The organism is Streptomyces sp. NPDC054863 (genome assembly GCF_053610825.1).
The window spans coordinates 1-14,804 of the sequence record NZ_JBSGZD010000196.1 but is presented as its reverse complement, the minus strand read 5'-3'; the positions used below and the strand labels follow the sequence as shown (position 1 = coordinate 14,804).

Below are 14,804 nucleotides of genomic sequence, written 5' to 3'. Positions count from 1 at the left end.
GACATCCGGTGCGGGCCCCCTCTCGTACGAACGGTGCCGGGTTACGTCGTCGGGTCGAGGCCGCGGCTGCGGTACCAGGCCAGCGGGTCGACGGCGGACTCGCCGCCCGGCCGTACCTCGAAGTGGAGGTGCGGCCCGGTGGAGTTGCCGGAGCTGCCGGAGAAGCCGATGACGTCGCCGGCCTTCACCGGGCCCGAGCGGATCTTGGTGGTGGAGAGGTGGCAGTACCAGGTCTCGACACCGCTCGGCGAAACGACCTTCATCATGTTGCCGTAAGCGCTGTTGAACTCGGCGCTGACCGTGCCGTCGGTCGCCGCCATCACGGGGGTGCCCAGGTCGACGGGGAAGTCGATGCCGGTGTGCACGGCCGCCCAGTTGACGCCGGCCTGGCCGTAGTACGCGCTGAGTCCGTGCTGTGCGACGGGCAGGGCGTACTTGGGGCGGGCCGCTTCCTTGCGCGCGGCCTCTTCGGCCTTGCGCTTCTTCTCGGCGTCCTGGCGTTCCTTGAGGTCGATACGTTCCTGCGTGCGGCTGGCGCGGTCGCCGAAGTCGCGGGCGTCGGCGCTCAGTCCGGCGAGCTGGGTGTGGATGTTGTTGACGGCGACGGGCTTCACGGTTGCCGGGTCGGCGGCGGCCATGGTCTTCGGCTTCGGCTTCGCCTCGTCGGCACCGGCGATTCCGCCCACGGATGCGGCGGCGATTCCTGCGACGCCCATGACGCAGGCGGAGGGTACGGCGACGGTGAGGAGTGCCGAGCGTTTGGCGGGAGTGCGGCGGCGGCTTCGGCTCGCGGGGGCTCGGCGGGCGGCGCGGGGGCCGGCCGCCGTGGGTTCCGGCTCGGGGCCGGGTCCTGAGTCACCCGCGTCGTGCGCGTGCGGATGCACGTCGTCGGGGGAGACCACGGGGAACTCGGCGGTGTGGAAGTCGGCCGGTGCGGCGGCGGGTTTTGGTGAATCGGCCGCGGTGGAGTTCCAGGCGGTGGCGTCGAAGGCTCCGGTGTCGAAGGCTTCGGTCTCGGAGGCCGCGGTTTCGGAGCCTGCGGTTTCGAAGGAGCCGGTCTCGAAGGAGCCGGTCTCGAAGGCCGCAGCTTCGAAGGCACTGGTTTCGAAGGCCGCGGTGTCGAAGGAGCCGGTCTCGAAGGCGGTGCTCTCAGGACTCGGGTCGTACGCCTGCCACTGGTGGCCCGACGACGAGTCGGCCGCGTACGCGAACTGCGTGGCGTCGAACTGGCCGGTCTCGAAGGGGTCCTGGTGCGCCTGGTGCACCTGGTCCGCCTGGTTCCAGGCGCTCGCGTCCCACTGCCCGGTGACCATGGCGTCGCTGTCGTACGAAGTGGTGGTGCCGTACGAGCCGGTGTCGTACGAAGCGGGGCCGCCCTGGGCGGGGATGTCCGCGCTCTGCGGGTAGCCGCCGAGGTGGGACCAGGTGCCGGTGGAGTCGTAACCCTGCTGCGAGTGCGCGGTATAGGCGTCGTACGCCACGTGCTGCTGAGAACCGGTGTCCCACTGGGAGGAGTCGTACTGACCACTGGGATTGCCGCTACCCGGCAGTCCGCCGAAGAGCGGATCGGTGTCAAAGCTGCCGGTGGGGTACGTGTCGTACCCGGCGTGGGGTTGCTGGTCGTTCACCAACGTCTCTCTCGCCTCGGCAGCAGGATCTGGTTTCCGGGGGGTACGGGGGGTACCCCGAGTGAAAGCAGTGGCGCGACTGTACCCGGCGGTATGCGGCGGCGACAATCTTCGGCAGGTTTTGGGCATTCAGGAAACGGGCATTCGGCCGCCTTTTGGCGGACGGCGGGCGCGGGCTTGGCGCTGCGTTCGGCAAATGTTCGAGGAATGCAAGGCCTTGATCACGCCACATTCACACCTTGAACACCGGGGCTGTCGGTTACCTCGCGCTTCACGCGACGGAGACGTCCGGGGAGCCCGCATCGGTCACGCCCTGCGCCTGGAGCGCCTGCCGGATTCCGGCGGCTACGGCCGGGTGCACGGGAAGCGCGAGATGGCCGATCCCGCTGACCTGCACGTTCTGGGTGACCAGATCGGGGTGGCGGATACGGGCCGTTTCCACCGGCACCATCAATTGATCAAGGTCGCTCCAGAAACTCACGAAACGGGTCCGGCATCCGGGTGCGGGCAGAGCCAGTTCTTCGATCACGGAAGAGCCGGGACGCATCTGTCGTACGAGAGGGTGCGCGCTCATCGGTGGGGCTACACGTGTTCCCTCGTGCGGAGTTCCGAGTGTGACGAGTGTCCGTACGCGCGTGTCGCCGCCGAGTCGCTGCGTGTAATAGCGGGCGATCAGACCGCCGAGGCTGTGCCCGACGATGTCCACCTCGCTGTGCCCCGTCCTGGCGCAGATCTCCTCGACATGACGGCCGAGCAGTTCGGCGGAGGTGCGGATGTCGCAGGTGAGCGGCGAGTAGTTGAGCGAGGCGAGATGACACCAGCCGTGCCGGGCCAGTGAGCGGCGCAGCAGGACGAACACGGAACGGTTGTCGACGAATCCGTGCAGCAGTACGACCGGCGGGCGGGACCGGCCGGCGGTGGGTATCTCGGGCTCGGCGGGACGCTCAGGCCGTATCCCCGAGGGATAGAGGATCAAGTGCCCGAACAGGATGGCCATTTCGAGCGCGGTGGCACGCAGCAGCGGGCCGAAGGGGGTGATCAACGGGGCGATCAGTGGGGTGATCAGTGGGGTGATCAGCGAGGTGAGGAGAGAGGAGAGGGGTGCGAGTGGCGCGAGGGGCCGACGGGTGGCCGGGGGTGATGCGGCTGCCGGTTGCGCCGGGGCTGCCAGGTGCGCCGGGGCTGCCGGGGATGGCAGGGGCGGCAGGGATGGCTGGGGCGGAAGATTCATGGCGGCCGACCTCCCGAACGGCACGCGGGGGGACGGCCCTGTCCCCCGTGTGCCCTCATAGGGTGCCGTGGCGGAGGCCGGTGGAGAAGGGAGTGGCCGTCCCACCGTGCCGTGCGGCTGACGGCGCGGTGGTGCGGCGACCTCGTTGCGGCTCCCCGTGCGACCGCCCCGGCTGCGGCGGCAGTGTGTGGCTGCGGTGCCGGCTGATGCGGGTACGACGCACAGCGAACGTTTCCCAACGTGTGATTTCCCCCTCTCGGTCCACCGTGAAACGGCGGCGTGCGGGATGCTGTGGATAACGTTCGTTCACTTCCCTGCCCCTCCTGGGGCCGGGGACGTTGCGCCAACGGCGGCGCGGTGCGTACTGGGAGGCAGCAGCGATGGGTGTAACTGGACCGATCCGTGTGGTGGTGGCGAAGCCGGGTCTTGACGGGCACGACCGCGGGGCCAAGGTCATCGCACGGGCCCTGCGGGACGCCGGCATGGAGGTCATCTACACGGGCCTGCACCAGACTCCCGAGCAGATCGTGGACACCGCGATCCAGGAGGACGCGGACGCGATCGGCATGTCGATCCTGTCCGGCGCCCACAACACGCTCTTCGTGAAGGTCATCGACCTGCTCCGGGAGCGCGACGCGGCGGACATCAAGGTCTTCGGCGGCGGGATCATCCCGGAGGACGACATCGCTCCGCTGAAGGCGAAGGGCGTCGCGGAGATCTTCACGCCGGGGGCGACGACGACGGCGATCGTGGAGTGGGTACGGGCGAATGTGAGGCAGACGGCGGGGGCGTAGCGAGGTTCCGGCAGGCACTTTCCGGTCTGTCCGGCGCATCCGGCACATCCGGCCCGTCCGGCGTCTGAGGACGCGCGGTGCAGCCGTGCATCGGGCGCCCCTTCAGGGGCGCGGGGAACTGCGCGACCAGCCACGATGCACCCGCACGCCGCCCACCGGGCCGCACGGGGTGCGGTCGGGGGTGCGTGGGTGCGCGCGGTGCTTGGGGGTGCGGTCGCGAGGGCGTGCGGTCGGGGGAGGGGTGCTCCGCGTGGGGGCCGCCCCCTTGCCCACCCGTCCCGCCCCCCGGGGGGGGCGGCCCCGCTGCCCAAGGGGGCGGGGGTGGCGGGTGAGGGGCGGCCCCGCTGCCCCAAGAGGCGGGGAGGGGTGCGGTAGGGCGCGGCCTTGCTGGCCAAGAGGGCTAGAGGGTGGTGGTGACGGGTCTCCCTTCCAGTTCCCGCACCATCGTCGCCCGCAGCCTCAGCGTCCCCACCAGGCGTTGGAACGCTTCCGACCAGTAGCCCCCGGCTCCCGGTGACGCTCCCTCCGCCTCGTCCGGTGTGGTGGTCAGGATCTCCAGACGGTCGGCCTCGCCCGGGTCGAGGCACCGTTCCGCGAGCCCCATCACTCCGCTGAAGCTCCACGGGTAGCTCCCCGCGTCCCGTGCGATGTCGAGTGCGTCGACGACCGCCCGGCCGAGCGCCCCCGACCACGGCACCACGCAGACCCCCAGCAGTTGGAACGCCTCCGACAGCCCGTGTGCCGAGACGAACTCGGCCACCCAGTCGGCCCGTTCGCCGTCCTCCAGGGTGGCCAGCAGCTTTGCCCGCTCGGCGAGCGAGGCCGTGCCCGTACCCGCCTCGGGCGGCACGGACGGTGCCCCGAGCAGGGCTCGCGCCCAGTCCGAGTCGCCCTGCCGTATCGCCGCCCGGCACCAGGCCGCGTGCAGTTCCTCGCCCCATCCGTCGGTGACGGGCAGCCGTACGATCTCCCGTGCCGTACGTCCCCCGAGCCGCGCCGACCAGGCCGCGAGCGGTGCGGACTCCACCAACTGGCCGAACCACCACGAGCGTTCGCCCCGTCCGGCCGGTGGTTTCGCGACCACTCCGTCCCGCTGCATCGCCGCGTCGCACTCGTGCGGTGCCTCCACCGCGATGCCGCCGGCGTCGCCCGTACGGTCCAGGCCGATGCACGACGTGGCCCGGGCCGCCATCCGTGCGCCGAACGCGGAGGCGGGCAGCGCGGAGAGCAGCTCCGCGGCGACCGCCCGGACGTTGCGACTGCGGTCCGACAGTGCCTGTTCCAGGAACTCCTCGTCCCTCCCGCTCAGTCCGGTGCGCAGCGAGTCCAGGAACATCAGCCGGTCCTCGGCACGCTCCGTGGTCCAGCCCGTGGTGAGCAGGGCGAGCGCGGCGGCCGGCTCCGCTGCCCGTACGGCGCCGAGCAGTCCCACCCGCTCGGCGAACAGCCCCTCCTCCCACAGCGTGCGCACGGCCTCGGCGTCCCGTACGTCCGGGAGTGCGGCCCCGCCCGCGGTGCCGCGCAGGGCGTACTTCCACTCCGGGTTGAGCCGGGCCAGCCACAGCCCCCGCGATCCCGCGAACTCCAGGGCCTGGGGCCGTAGATCCGTACGAGCACGGGCCGCGTCGAGCAGGGCGGGCAGCAGGGCGGCAGGTGCCTGGAAGCGGTGCCGGTTGGCGGCGGCGAGCCACTGGGGGAGGAGCTCGGTCAGGTCGGGGGCGCTGCCGCGGCGCCCGCCCGACTGGGCGGGGGCGGCACGGTCCGCGAGGAGCAGGGCGAGGCGGCGGTGGGCGGGTGCGGGGAGCGGCGGACGGCTGTCCTCCGGTGCGGGGGAAGGGAGCTCGCCCGCCGCAGCGGGGGTCAGGCCGGCGCGGCGCCGGAGGGTGTGGAGGGCAGCGGCGTCGAGGAGGGCGGTGGGGGGATCCGGGGGAGGCGATGGGGGCCCGGGGACGGCACCGGAAGCGGACCCGGACCCGGGCCCGGAGCCGGAGCCGGAGATGGAACCAGAAGCGGGACCGGAGCCAGGACCGGGGCCAGGGCTGAGGCTGGGGTCCGGGGGTGTCGGGCGGCGGTCGGTGCCCAGGAGGGCGGAAGTGACGAGGTCTTCCCAGGTGGTGGTCATTGGGCCCTCCGGATGAGTGGGTGGACGGCGCGGATCGGTGTGGGTGGGGCGGTGTCGATGCCCGTGCGGTGGCAGAGCTGGGTCAGGAGAGGGGGACGGGGGTGGGCGAAGCGGGCGTCCAGGTGGTCAGGGGGTGGAAGCCCTGGTGGCCGCATTCGCCGAAGACGGAGACAGGGGCCCCGCCGGAAAGGGCCGCGAGTTTCCAGAGGGCGGGTCTGCCCAGAGCCGTCCGGGCAACGGGGAGGGCCAACTTGCCGTCCTCGTCGGCAAGTTGCCACCCGTCGGCGGACGGCACCGGTATCGCCGACGTGAGAGTCACCGGCCAGGAGTCCAGCCACGGGTCGTCGCACAGCGCCCGGGAGTATGCCTCCAGCGCTTCGGTCGCGGTGCCGCCCGGTGGTAGTGCGGTGGCCGGGGCCGGGGGCCCGAACTGCTCGCCCAGCGTGGCCCGTAGCTGTCCCGCCCCGCCGTGCGGCAGCAGCTCGGCATCGAGGGCGAGGCCCACCGGGAGCGCGATCTCCGGGGCCCGGCCTGCCGCGCCGAAGGACAGCACCAGCGCGGTGCGGCCGGACCCCTGCCCGTACAGCCAGATGCGGCGGGTGGTGACCTTGCTGTCGGCATGGTCGTACTGCGCGAGGACCAGCCAGCGGTCGCGGACCGCCGGGCCGTCCGGGGAGGACGGCAGGCCGACCCGCGTGCGCACCGTCGTCGCGAGCGCGGCGGGCAACCGGTCCCGTCCCAGCCACGCCCCGTCGAGCAGGTGCAGCAGCGCACACTCCTCCAGGAGCCGCACCGGCCAGCCGGGGCCCGAAGCCGGTATCGAACCCAACTCCCGCACCCGCGAAGCAAGTCCGGGCGCCTGTGCGTCGACCATGCGCGCCGCGGTCTCCTCCCAGAGCCCGTACCCCGACCGCTCGGCCGCTGCCAGGCCGCCGCGCAGCAGGTCAGTCAGGCGCTGCTCCAGCTCCGACGCACCCGCGCCGATCCGCGCCGCCCGGCGCTCGGCCCGCCGACGGGCCGCCTCCGGGTCGGCCGCCTTCGCGGCCGAAGTGCTCTCCGACGCCCCCTCTGCTCCCCCCTGCTTCTCCGCCGCGGCTCCCGCTGCCCGCTCCCTGCGGCCCCCGAGCCACTCCGCGGCCCAGTCCGCGGGCTCCGCGCCCCCCACCACGGCCGGGTCCTCCGCCGCCCAGAGCAGCAGCAGTCCCAGCGCGTGCTTGCAGGGGAACTTCCGGCTCGGGCAACTGCACTTGGAAGCCGCTTTGGACCCCGCCAGATCGACGACGGTCTGATACGGCCTGCTGCCGCTTCCCCTGCACAACCCCCACAGTGCGCCCGCGCCGTCGCACCCCGCGCCCGACCACGGCCCGGCCGTGGCGAGCCTGCTTCCCGCTTTGCGTGAGGCGGCGTCAGGAGCCAGTGCCAGCACCTGATCCGCCGTCCAGCGCACCCCCAGCTGATTCATGTCTCCGACCGTAGAGGCCGCCACTGACAATCGCCCTGACCAGCGAATACGTCGGCGTCGATGCGCCCGGATCCCCTTTTTCCGTGCTCGGCCGCGGCCGAAAGCTGCACGGCCGTGGAAATCCAGCGAGCGGCGCCCTGGGCGAAGTGCCCCCAAAGGACTGCCAATTGGGGTCTGACCTGCGACGACGCTTGATTGTCAGTGGCATGGTGCACGGTGGAGACCACATCCGGGAAATCTGGAGGGGGATTCCATGACCACGCCTGCAATCGACCTGGCGACCACGTCCGAGACCGGCGCGGCGGACGCTTCCGAGGCCCTGCGACCGCACGCCGAGGACGCGTTCGCGCAGGAGCTGAAGGCGCTGGCCGCGGCCGACGACCGGCCGAGGCCCGCCCGCTGGCGGCTCTCGCCGTGGGCCGTGGCCACATACCTGCTCGGCGGCTCCCTGCCCGACGGCACGGTGATCACTCCGAAGTACGTGGGCCCGCGCCGCATCGTCGAAGTCGCCGTCACGACACTCGCCACGGACCGCGCCCTGCTGCTGCTCGGCGTCCCCGGCACCGCCAAGACCTGGGTCTCCGAGCATCTGGCCGCGGCCGTCAGCGGTGACTCCACGCTGCTCGTCCAAGGCACCGCGGGCACACCCGAGGAAGCCATCCGGTACGGCTGGAACTACGCCCGGCTGCTCGCCCACGGCCCCAGCCGCGAAGCCCTGGTGCCCAGCCCCGTCATGCGGGCCATGACCGAAGGCATGACCGCCCGCGTCGAGGAGCTGACCCGCATCCCGGCCGACGTGCAGGACTCCCTGATCACGATCCTGTCGGAAAAGACCCTGCCCATCCCCGAGCTGGGCCAGGAGTGCCAGGCCATCTCCGGCTTCAACCTCATCGCCACCGCCAACGACCGTGACCGCGGTGTCAACGACCTCTCCAGCGCGCTCCGCCGCCGGTTCAACACGGTCGTGCTGCCGCTGCCCGCGACCCCGGAGGCCGAGGTCGACATCGTGTCGCGGCGCGTCGACCAGATGGGCCGCTCCCTCGACCTGCCCGGCGGCACCGACGCCAGCGACGAGATCCGCCGCGTGGTCACCGTCTTCCGCGAGCTGCGCTCCGGAGTCACCGCCGACGGCCGCACGAAGCTCAAGTCCCCGTCCGGCACGCTGTCCACGGCCGAGGCGATCTCCGTCGTCACCAACGGCCTCGCCCTGGCCGCCCACTTCGGCGACGGCGTGCTGCGTCCCGGGGACGTCGCCGCGGGCATCCTCGGTGCGGTCGTCCGTGACCCGGCCGCCGACCGGGTGATCTGGCAGGAGTACCTGGAGACGGTCGTCCGCGAGCGGGACGGCTGGAAGGACTTCTACCGGGCCTGCCGCGAGGTGACCGCATGACGACCGCCGCGGCTGTCGCAGCCGCCACCGTCCCAGAGGGGCCACCGCCGAACACCACGGTCCCGCACGGCCCTTGGCTGCTGGGGGTCCGCCACCACGGCCCCGGATCGGCCCGCGCGGTGCGTGCCGTGCTCGACGCCGCGCGCCCCCGTGTCGTACTGGTCGAGGGGCCTCCCGAGGGCGACGCGCTGCTGCCGCTCGCCGCCGACCCGCAGATGAGTCCACCGGTCGCCCTCCTCGCGCACGTGCTGGACGACCCGGGCCGTGCGTCGTTCTGGCCGCTGGCCGAGTTCTCGCCGGAGTGGGTCGCGATCCGCTGGGCACTGGCGCACGACGTACCGGTCCGTTTCATCGACCTGCCCGCGGCCCACTCGCTGGCAGTGCGCGAGGAGCAGGACGCCTCCGGGGAGGAGCAGACCGTCTCCGCGGAGGAGGAGGGTGCTCCCGGGACGGACCCGCGAGAATCGGGGGAGTCCGAGGCGCTGGCGGTGGATCCGCTCGCCGTGCTCGCCGAGGCCGCCGGGTACGACGACCCGGAGCGCTGGTGGGAGGACGTCGTCGAGCACCGGGGGGCAGGCGGCGGCGACCCGTTCGCGCCGTTCGAGGCGCTTGCCGAGGCCATGGGGGCACTGCGGCAGGAGTACGGGGACGGCGGACACCGACGCGACCTGGTGCGCGAGGCGTACATGCGGATCCAACTCCGCGCCGCGAGGAAGGAGTTCGGGGAGGAGGTCGCCGTCGTCTGCGGCGCCTGGCACGTGCCCGCGCTCGGCGGGAAGCCGCCGACCCTCACCGCCGACCGGGCCCTTCTCAAGGGACTGCCCAAGGTCAAGGCCGAGCTGACCTGGGTGCCCTGGACCCACCGGCGGCTCGGCCGGCACAGCGGGTACGGGGCGGGCATCGACTCGCCCGGCTGGTACGGACACCTCTTCGGTGCGGCGGACCGGCCCGTCGTGCGTTGGATGACCAAGGTCGCGGGACTGCTGCGCGAAGAGGACCGCCCCGTCTCCTCCGCCCACGTCATCGAGGCCGTCCGGCTCGCCGAGACCCTCGCCGTGATGCGCGGCCGGCCCCTCGCCGGGCTCACCGAGACGACCGACGCGATCAGAGCCGTGATGTGCGACGGCTCCGACGTACCGCTCTCGCTGGTGCACGACAGGCTGATCGTCGGCGACGTCCTGGGCGAGGTTCCGGACTCCGCCCCCGTCGTGCCGCTGCAACGCGACCTCACCCGGCAACAGCGCACGCTCCGCCTCAAACCCGAGGCGGCGGAGCGGGAGCTGGACCTCGACCTCCGTAAGGACACCGACGCCGCCCGCAGCCGCCTGCTGCACCGGCTGCGTCTCCTCGGCATCGGCTGGGGCGAGGCGGCCGAGTCCCGCAACAGCACCGGCACCTTCCGCGAGGGCTGGCGGCTGCGCTGGGAACCCGAGCTGTCGGTGCGGGTCGCCGAGGCAGGGGTGTGGGGCACCACCGTCCTGGCCGCCGCGACCGCGAAAGCGGAATCGCAGGCCGTCTCCGCGACCGCCCTCGCCGACATCACCGCTCTCGCCGAGCAGTGTCTGCTTGCCGAACTGCCGGGCGCGCTCCCGGTGGTGATGCGGGCCCTCGCCGACCGCGCCGCCCTGGACAGCGACGTCGGCCACCTCGCCCAGGCCCTCCCCGCCCTCGCCCGCACCCTCCGGTACGGCGACGTGCGCGGCACCGACACCGCCGCCCTCGCCGAAGTCGCGGCGGGCCTCGCCGAGCGGATCTGCGTCGGCCTGCCTCCCGCCTGTACGGGGCTGGACGCGGACGGCGCCGCCGGGATGCGCCGCCATGTCGACGCCGTGCACACCGCGATCGGCCTCCTCGAACCGCCGAGCGGCGACGCCGGACCGCACGACCTGCGCGGACGCTGGGCCAAGGTGCTGCGCAGGCTCGCGGGCCGGGACACCGTCGCCGGCGTGGTCCGGGGCCGGGCCGTCCGTCTCCTCCTCGACGAGGGGCGCCTCGACGAGGACGACGCCGCCCGCCTCATGGGCCTCGCGCTCTCACCCGGCACCCCGCCCGCCGACGCGGCGGCCTGGATCGAGGGCTTCGTCGGCGGAGCATCCGGTTCGGGGATGCTCCTGATCCACGACGAGCGCCTCCTCGGCCTCGTCGACACCTGGCTGACAGGGGTGTCGCCGGACGCCTTCACCGACGTACTGCCCCTGCTGCGGCGCACGTTCGCGGCGTACGAACCGGGGGTCCGGCGCACCCTCGGCGAGCTGGTCAGGCGCGGGCCCGCACCACCGGGCGGCGCCCCGGCGGCCGGGGCGGGCGCGGAAGCGGGACCGACCGGCTTCGGCCCCGTACTCGACAGCGAGCGCGCCGACGCCGTACTGCCGGTACTGCACCTGCTGCTCGGCACAGGAACCGGCACCGGCACGGGAACCGGCACCGGCACGGGAACCGGCACCGGCACCAGCACGAGCACTGACGCCAGCAGTGACGGCGAGGACGGCCACAGTGACCACCAGTACGACCACACGGGGGTGACCGCGCGATGACCACGGCAACAGGCAGTTCGGACCAGGCCGTCGACGAACGGCTCCGGCGCTGGCGGATGGTCCTCGGCGGGGACTCCGCCGACGGCACCGGCTGCTCGCTCGCCGGCCGGGACGCAGCGATGGACGGCGCCCTCGCCGCGCTCTACGGCACCACGGACGGAAGCCCCTCCCGTATGGGACGCAACGGCGAGCGGTCCGCAGGACTCGGCGCTTCCGCGCCGTCCGTGGCCCGCTGGCTCGGCGACATCAGGACGTACTTCCCCAGCTCCGTCGTCCAGGTCATGCAGCGCGACGCCATCGAACGGCTCGGTCTGTCCGCGCTGCTCCTGGAGCCGGAGATGCTGGAGGCCGTCGAGGCCGACGTCCACCTCGTCGGCACCCTCCTCTCCCTCAACAAGGCGATGCCCGAGACGACGAAGGAGACCGCGCGCGCCGTCGTCCGCAAGGTCGTCGAGGACCTGGAGAAGCGCCTCGCCACCCGCACCCGGGCCACCCTCACCGGCGCGCTGGACCGCAGTGCCCGCATCAACCGGCCCCGGCACCGCGACATCGACTGGGACCGCACGATTCGCGCCAACCTGAAGAACTACGTGCCGATTCCCGGCGCAGGAGGCGAAGAAGGGGCCGGGACGATCGTCCCCGAGCGGCTGATCGGCTACGGCAGGGCCTCGCAGTCGGTCAAGAAGGAGGTCGTCCTCTGCATCGACCAGTCGGGATCGATGGCCGCCTCCGTCGTCTACGCGTCCGTCTTCGGCGCGGTCCTCGCCTCGATGCGCTCCCTCCAGACCCGGCTCGTCGTCTTCGACACCGCCGTCGTCGACCTCACCGACCAGCTGGACGACCCGGTCGACGTGCTGTTCGGCACCCAGCTCGGCGGCGGCACCGACATCAACCGCGCGCTCGCCTACTGCCAGTCCCGGATCACCCGGCCGGCCGACACCGTCGTCGTACTCATCAGTGATCTGTACGAGGGCGGCATCCGCAACGAGATGTTGAAGCGGGTCGCCGCGATGAAGGCGTCCGGAGTCCAGTTCGTCACACTGCTCGCACTCTCGGACGAGGGCGCCCCGGCCTACGACCGCGAGCACGCCGCCGCGCTCGCCGCCCTCGGCGCACCCGCCTTCGCCTGCACTCCAGACCTCTTTCCCGAGGTCATGGCGGCTGCGATCGAGAAGAGGCCCATACCTGTGCCGGACACTGCGTGACACGGATCATGGTTCTGAGTGGCACTCTGTGACAGGTATCACCGTTCAGGTGTGACCTGCGATTTAGGGACCTACGGCCCTCGGGGATAACCTGCGAGACGGACATGCCGCGTACCGGACACCGTGTACGCCTCCCTTGTGACAGCGCAGTCACGTTGCCTTCGCGGCACGCCCATCGCATTGAACGTAACGCGATCACCAGAACCCGCGATCATCAGAAAAGGGACGGACGCGCGTGGACCTGTTCGAGTACCAGGCGAGGGACCTCTTCGCCAAGCACGGTGTACCGGTGCTGGCCGGTGAAGTCATTGACACGCCTGAGGCGGCGCGCAAGGCCACTGAGGGCATGGGCGGCAAGTCCGTCGTCAAGGCTCAGGTGAAGGTCGGCGGCCGTGGAAAGGCCGGCGGCGTGAAGCTCGCCGCGACCCCGGACGAGGCCGTCGCTCGCGCGACGGACATCCTCGGCATGGACATCAAGGGCCACACGGTCCACAAGGTGATGATCGCCGAGCTGTCCCCGGAGATCGAGGCGGAGTACTACGTCTCGTACCTCCTCGACCGCACCAACCGCACCTTCCTGGCCATGGCCTCGGTGCAGGGCGGCATGGACATCGAGGAGGTCGCGGTCAACAGCCCCGAGGCCCTCGCGAAGGTCCCGGTCAACGCCAACGACGGCGTCACCATCGAGAAGGCCCGCGAGATCGTCGCCCAGGCGAAGTTCCCGGCCGACGTCGCCGAGGGTGTCGCCGAGGTCCTGGTGACCCTGTGGGACACCTTCGTCGCCGAGGACGCCCTCCTCGTCGAGGTCAACCCGCTGGTGAAGACCAAGGACGGCCGCATCCTGGCCCTCGACGGCAAGGTCTCGCTGGACGAGAACGCCGACTTCCGCCAGCCCGACCACGAGGCGCTTGAGGACAAGGCAGCGGCCAACCCGCTCGAAGCCGCTGCCAAGGCCAAGAACCTCAACTACGTCAAGCTGGACGGCGAGGTCGGCATCATCGGCAACGGCGCCGGCCTGGTCATGTCGACCCTGGACGTCGTCGCGTACGCCGGTGAGAACCACGGCAACGTGAAGCCCGCCAACTTCCTCGACATCGGTGGCGGCGCCTCCGCCGAGGTCATGGCGAACGGCCTGGAGATCATCCTCGGTGACCCGGACGTCAAGTCCGTGTTCGTCAACGTCTTCGGTGGCATCACCGCCTGTGACGAGGTCGCCAACGGCATCGTCCAGGCTCTGGAGCTGCTGAAGTCGAAGGGCGAGGCAGTCACCAAGCCCCTCGTTGTCCGTCTCGACGGCAACAACGCGGAGCTGGGTCGCAAGATCCTCTCCGACGCCAACCACCCGCTCGTGCAGCGCGTGGACACCATGGACGGCGCGGCCGACAAGGCCGCCGAGCTCGCCGCAGCTGCGAAGTAAGGAAGAGGGACTCCAAACACCATGGCTATCTTCCTCACCAAGGACAGCAAGGTCATCGTCCAGGGCATGACCGGTGCCACGGGCATGAAGCACACCAAGCTCATGCTGGCCGACGGCACCAACATCGTCGGCGGCGTGAACCCGCGCAAGGCCGGCACGTCCGTCGACTTCGACGGCACCGAGGTCCCGGTCTTCGGTTCCGTGGCCGAGGCGATGGAGAAGACGGGCGCCGACGTGTCCGTGCTCTTCGTGCCGCCGGCGTTCGCGAAGTCCGCCGTCGTCGAGGCGATCGACGCGGAGATCCCCCTCGCCGTCGTCATCACCGAGGGCATCGCGGTGCACGACTCCGCCGCCTTCTGGTCGTACGCCTCGGCCAAGGGCAACAAGACCCGCATCATCGGCCCGAACTGCCCCGGTCTCATCACCCCGGGCCAGTCCAACGCCGGCATCATCCCGGGCGACATCACGAAGCCGGGCCGCATCGGCCTGGTCTCGAAGTCCGGCACGCTGACGTACCAGATGATGTACGAGCTCCGTGACATCGGCTTCTCGTCGGCCGTCGGCATCGGTGGCGACCCGGTCATCGGTACGACGCACATCGACGCGCTCGCCGCGTTCGAGGCCGACCCCGAGACCGACCTGATCGTCATGATCGGCGAGATCGGCGGCGACGCCGAGGAGCGTGCGGCGGACTACATCGCGAAGAACGTGACCAAGCCGGTCGTCGGCTACGTCGCGGGCTTCACCGCCCCCGAGGGCAAGACGATGGGTCACGCGGGCGCGATCGTCTCCGGTTCGTCGGGCACCGCCCAGGCGAAGAAGGAGGCCCTTGAGGCCGCCGGCGTCAAGGTCGGCAAGACGCCGACCGAGACGGCGAAGCTGGCGCGCGCGATTCTCGCGGGCTGATTCACCGGATTCACCGGATTCACCGGATTCATCAGATCCACTGGATCTGTGCGGATTCCTGTACGGATTTCTCTGCGGATTTCTGTACGCGGAAGGCCCGCACCCCTTCTCGGGG

The 14,804-nt window shown here is 71.6% G+C and carries 10 protein-coding genes; 6 read left to right on the top strand and 4 right to left on the bottom strand.

Annotated features, from left to right (window positions below; translation table 11 throughout):
• Window positions 1-41: 41 nt before the first annotated feature.
• A complete protein-coding gene (locus tag ACWGIG_RS27330; RefSeq protein ID WP_453324332.1) occupies window positions 42-1,628 on the bottom strand; it encodes a peptidoglycan DD-metalloendopeptidase family protein in 1,587 nt (528 codons plus the stop codon).
• Between the two features lie 271 nt (window positions 1,629-1,899).
• The gene (locus ACWGIG_RS27325; protein WP_453324333.1) at window positions 1,900-2,625 is read right to left on the bottom strand and encodes an esterase/lipase family protein; all 726 of its coding nucleotides are present in this window, start codon (window positions 2,623-2,625) and stop codon (window positions 1,900-1,902) included.
• A gap of 614 nt (window positions 2,626-3,239) precedes the next feature.
• On the opposite strand from ACWGIG_RS27325, the gene ACWGIG_RS27320 reads away from it, so the two are divergent.
• On the top strand, window positions 3,240-3,653 hold the full coding sequence (locus ACWGIG_RS27320; RefSeq protein WP_453324331.1) for a cobalamin B12-binding domain-containing protein: 414 nt from the start codon (window positions 3,240-3,242) through the stop codon (window positions 3,651-3,653).
• 400 nt (window positions 3,654-4,053) lie between these two features.
• On the opposite strand, the gene ACWGIG_RS27315 is transcribed toward ACWGIG_RS27320, so the two are convergent.
• Together ACWGIG_RS27315 and ACWGIG_RS27310 are read right to left on the bottom strand one after the other, a co-directional pair.
• The gene (locus tag ACWGIG_RS27315) at window positions 4,054-5,775 is read right to left on the bottom strand and encodes a DUF5691 domain-containing protein (RefSeq protein WP_453324330.1); all 1,722 of its coding nucleotides are present in this window, start codon (window positions 5,773-5,775) and stop codon (window positions 4,054-4,056) included.
• An 82-nt stretch (window positions 5,776-5,857) separates the two neighbouring features.
• A complete protein-coding gene (locus tag ACWGIG_RS27310; RefSeq protein WP_453324329.1) occupies window positions 5,858-7,237 on the bottom strand; it encodes an SWIM zinc finger family protein in 1,380 nt (459 codons plus the stop codon).
• A gap of 253 nt (window positions 7,238-7,490) precedes the next feature.
• On the opposite strand from ACWGIG_RS27310, the gene ACWGIG_RS27305 reads away from it, so the two are divergent.
• The 5 genes from ACWGIG_RS27305 to sucD all read left to right on the top strand — a co-directional run bounded on the left by ACWGIG_RS27305 (window position 7,491) and on the right by sucD (window position 14,689).
• Window positions 7,491-8,627, top strand: a complete 1,137-nt coding sequence (locus ACWGIG_RS27305; RefSeq protein WP_453324328.1) for an ATP-binding protein — start codon at window positions 7,491-7,493, stop codon at window positions 8,625-8,627.
• The gene (locus ACWGIG_RS27300; RefSeq protein ID WP_453324327.1) at window positions 8,624-11,161 is read left to right on the top strand and encodes a DUF5682 family protein; all 2,538 of its coding nucleotides are present in this window, start codon (window positions 8,624-8,626) and stop codon (window positions 11,159-11,161) included. Before ACWGIG_RS27305 ends, ACWGIG_RS27300 begins: the two co-directional genes overlap by 4 nt.
• Window positions 11,158-12,366 carry a VWA domain-containing protein gene (locus ACWGIG_RS27295; protein ID WP_453324326.1) on the top strand — a complete coding sequence of 403 codons (1,209 nt, stop codon included), beginning with the start codon at window positions 11,158-11,160 and terminating at the stop codon, window positions 12,364-12,366. The genes ACWGIG_RS27300 and ACWGIG_RS27295 overlap by 4 nt, the downstream gene beginning before the upstream one ends.
• A gap of 235 nt (window positions 12,367-12,601) precedes the next feature.
• Entirely contained in the window at window positions 12,602-13,783 is a 1,182-nt protein-coding gene (sucC, locus tag ACWGIG_RS27290; RefSeq protein ID WP_453324325.1) for an ADP-forming succinate--CoA ligase subunit beta, read from the top strand.
• A 21-nt stretch (window positions 13,784-13,804) separates the two neighbouring features.
• The gene (sucD, locus tag ACWGIG_RS27285; protein ID WP_453324324.1) at window positions 13,805-14,689 is read left to right on the top strand and encodes a succinate--CoA ligase subunit alpha; all 885 of its coding nucleotides are present in this window, start codon (window positions 13,805-13,807) and stop codon (window positions 14,687-14,689) included.
• The last annotated feature ends 115 nt before the right edge of the window (window positions 14,690-14,804 follow it).

Bases quoted from the DNA above. Each gene is read 5' to 3' on its own strand.
- ACWGIG_RS27325 (WP_453324333.1), bottom strand. From the start codon at position 2,625: ATGGCCATCCTGTTCGGGCACTTGATCCTCTATCCCTCGGGGATACGG.
- ACWGIG_RS27310 (WP_453324329.1), bottom strand. From the start codon at position 7,237: ATGAATCAGCTGGGGGTGCGCTGGACGGCGGATCAGGTGCTGGCACTG.
- ACWGIG_RS27305 (WP_453324328.1), top strand. From the start codon at position 7,491: ATGACCACGCCTGCAATCGACCTGGCGACCACGTCCGAGACCGGCGCG.
- ACWGIG_RS27295 (WP_453324326.1), top strand. From the start codon at position 11,158: ATGACCACGGCAACAGGCAGTTCGGACCAGGCCGTCGACGAACGGCTC.
- ACWGIG_RS27300 (WP_453324327.1), top strand. From the start codon at position 8,624: ATGACGACCGCCGCGGCTGTCGCAGCCGCCACCGTCCCAGAGGGGCCA.
- sucD (WP_453324324.1), top strand. From the start codon at position 13,805: ATGGCTATCTTCCTCACCAAGGACAGCAAGGTCATCGTCCAGGGCATG.
- ACWGIG_RS27315 (WP_453324330.1), bottom strand. From the start codon at position 5,775: ATGACCACCACCTGGGAAGACCTCGTCACTTCCGCCCTCCTGGGCACC.
- ACWGIG_RS27320 (WP_453324331.1), top strand. From the start codon at position 3,240: ATGGGTGTAACTGGACCGATCCGTGTGGTGGTGGCGAAGCCGGGTCTT.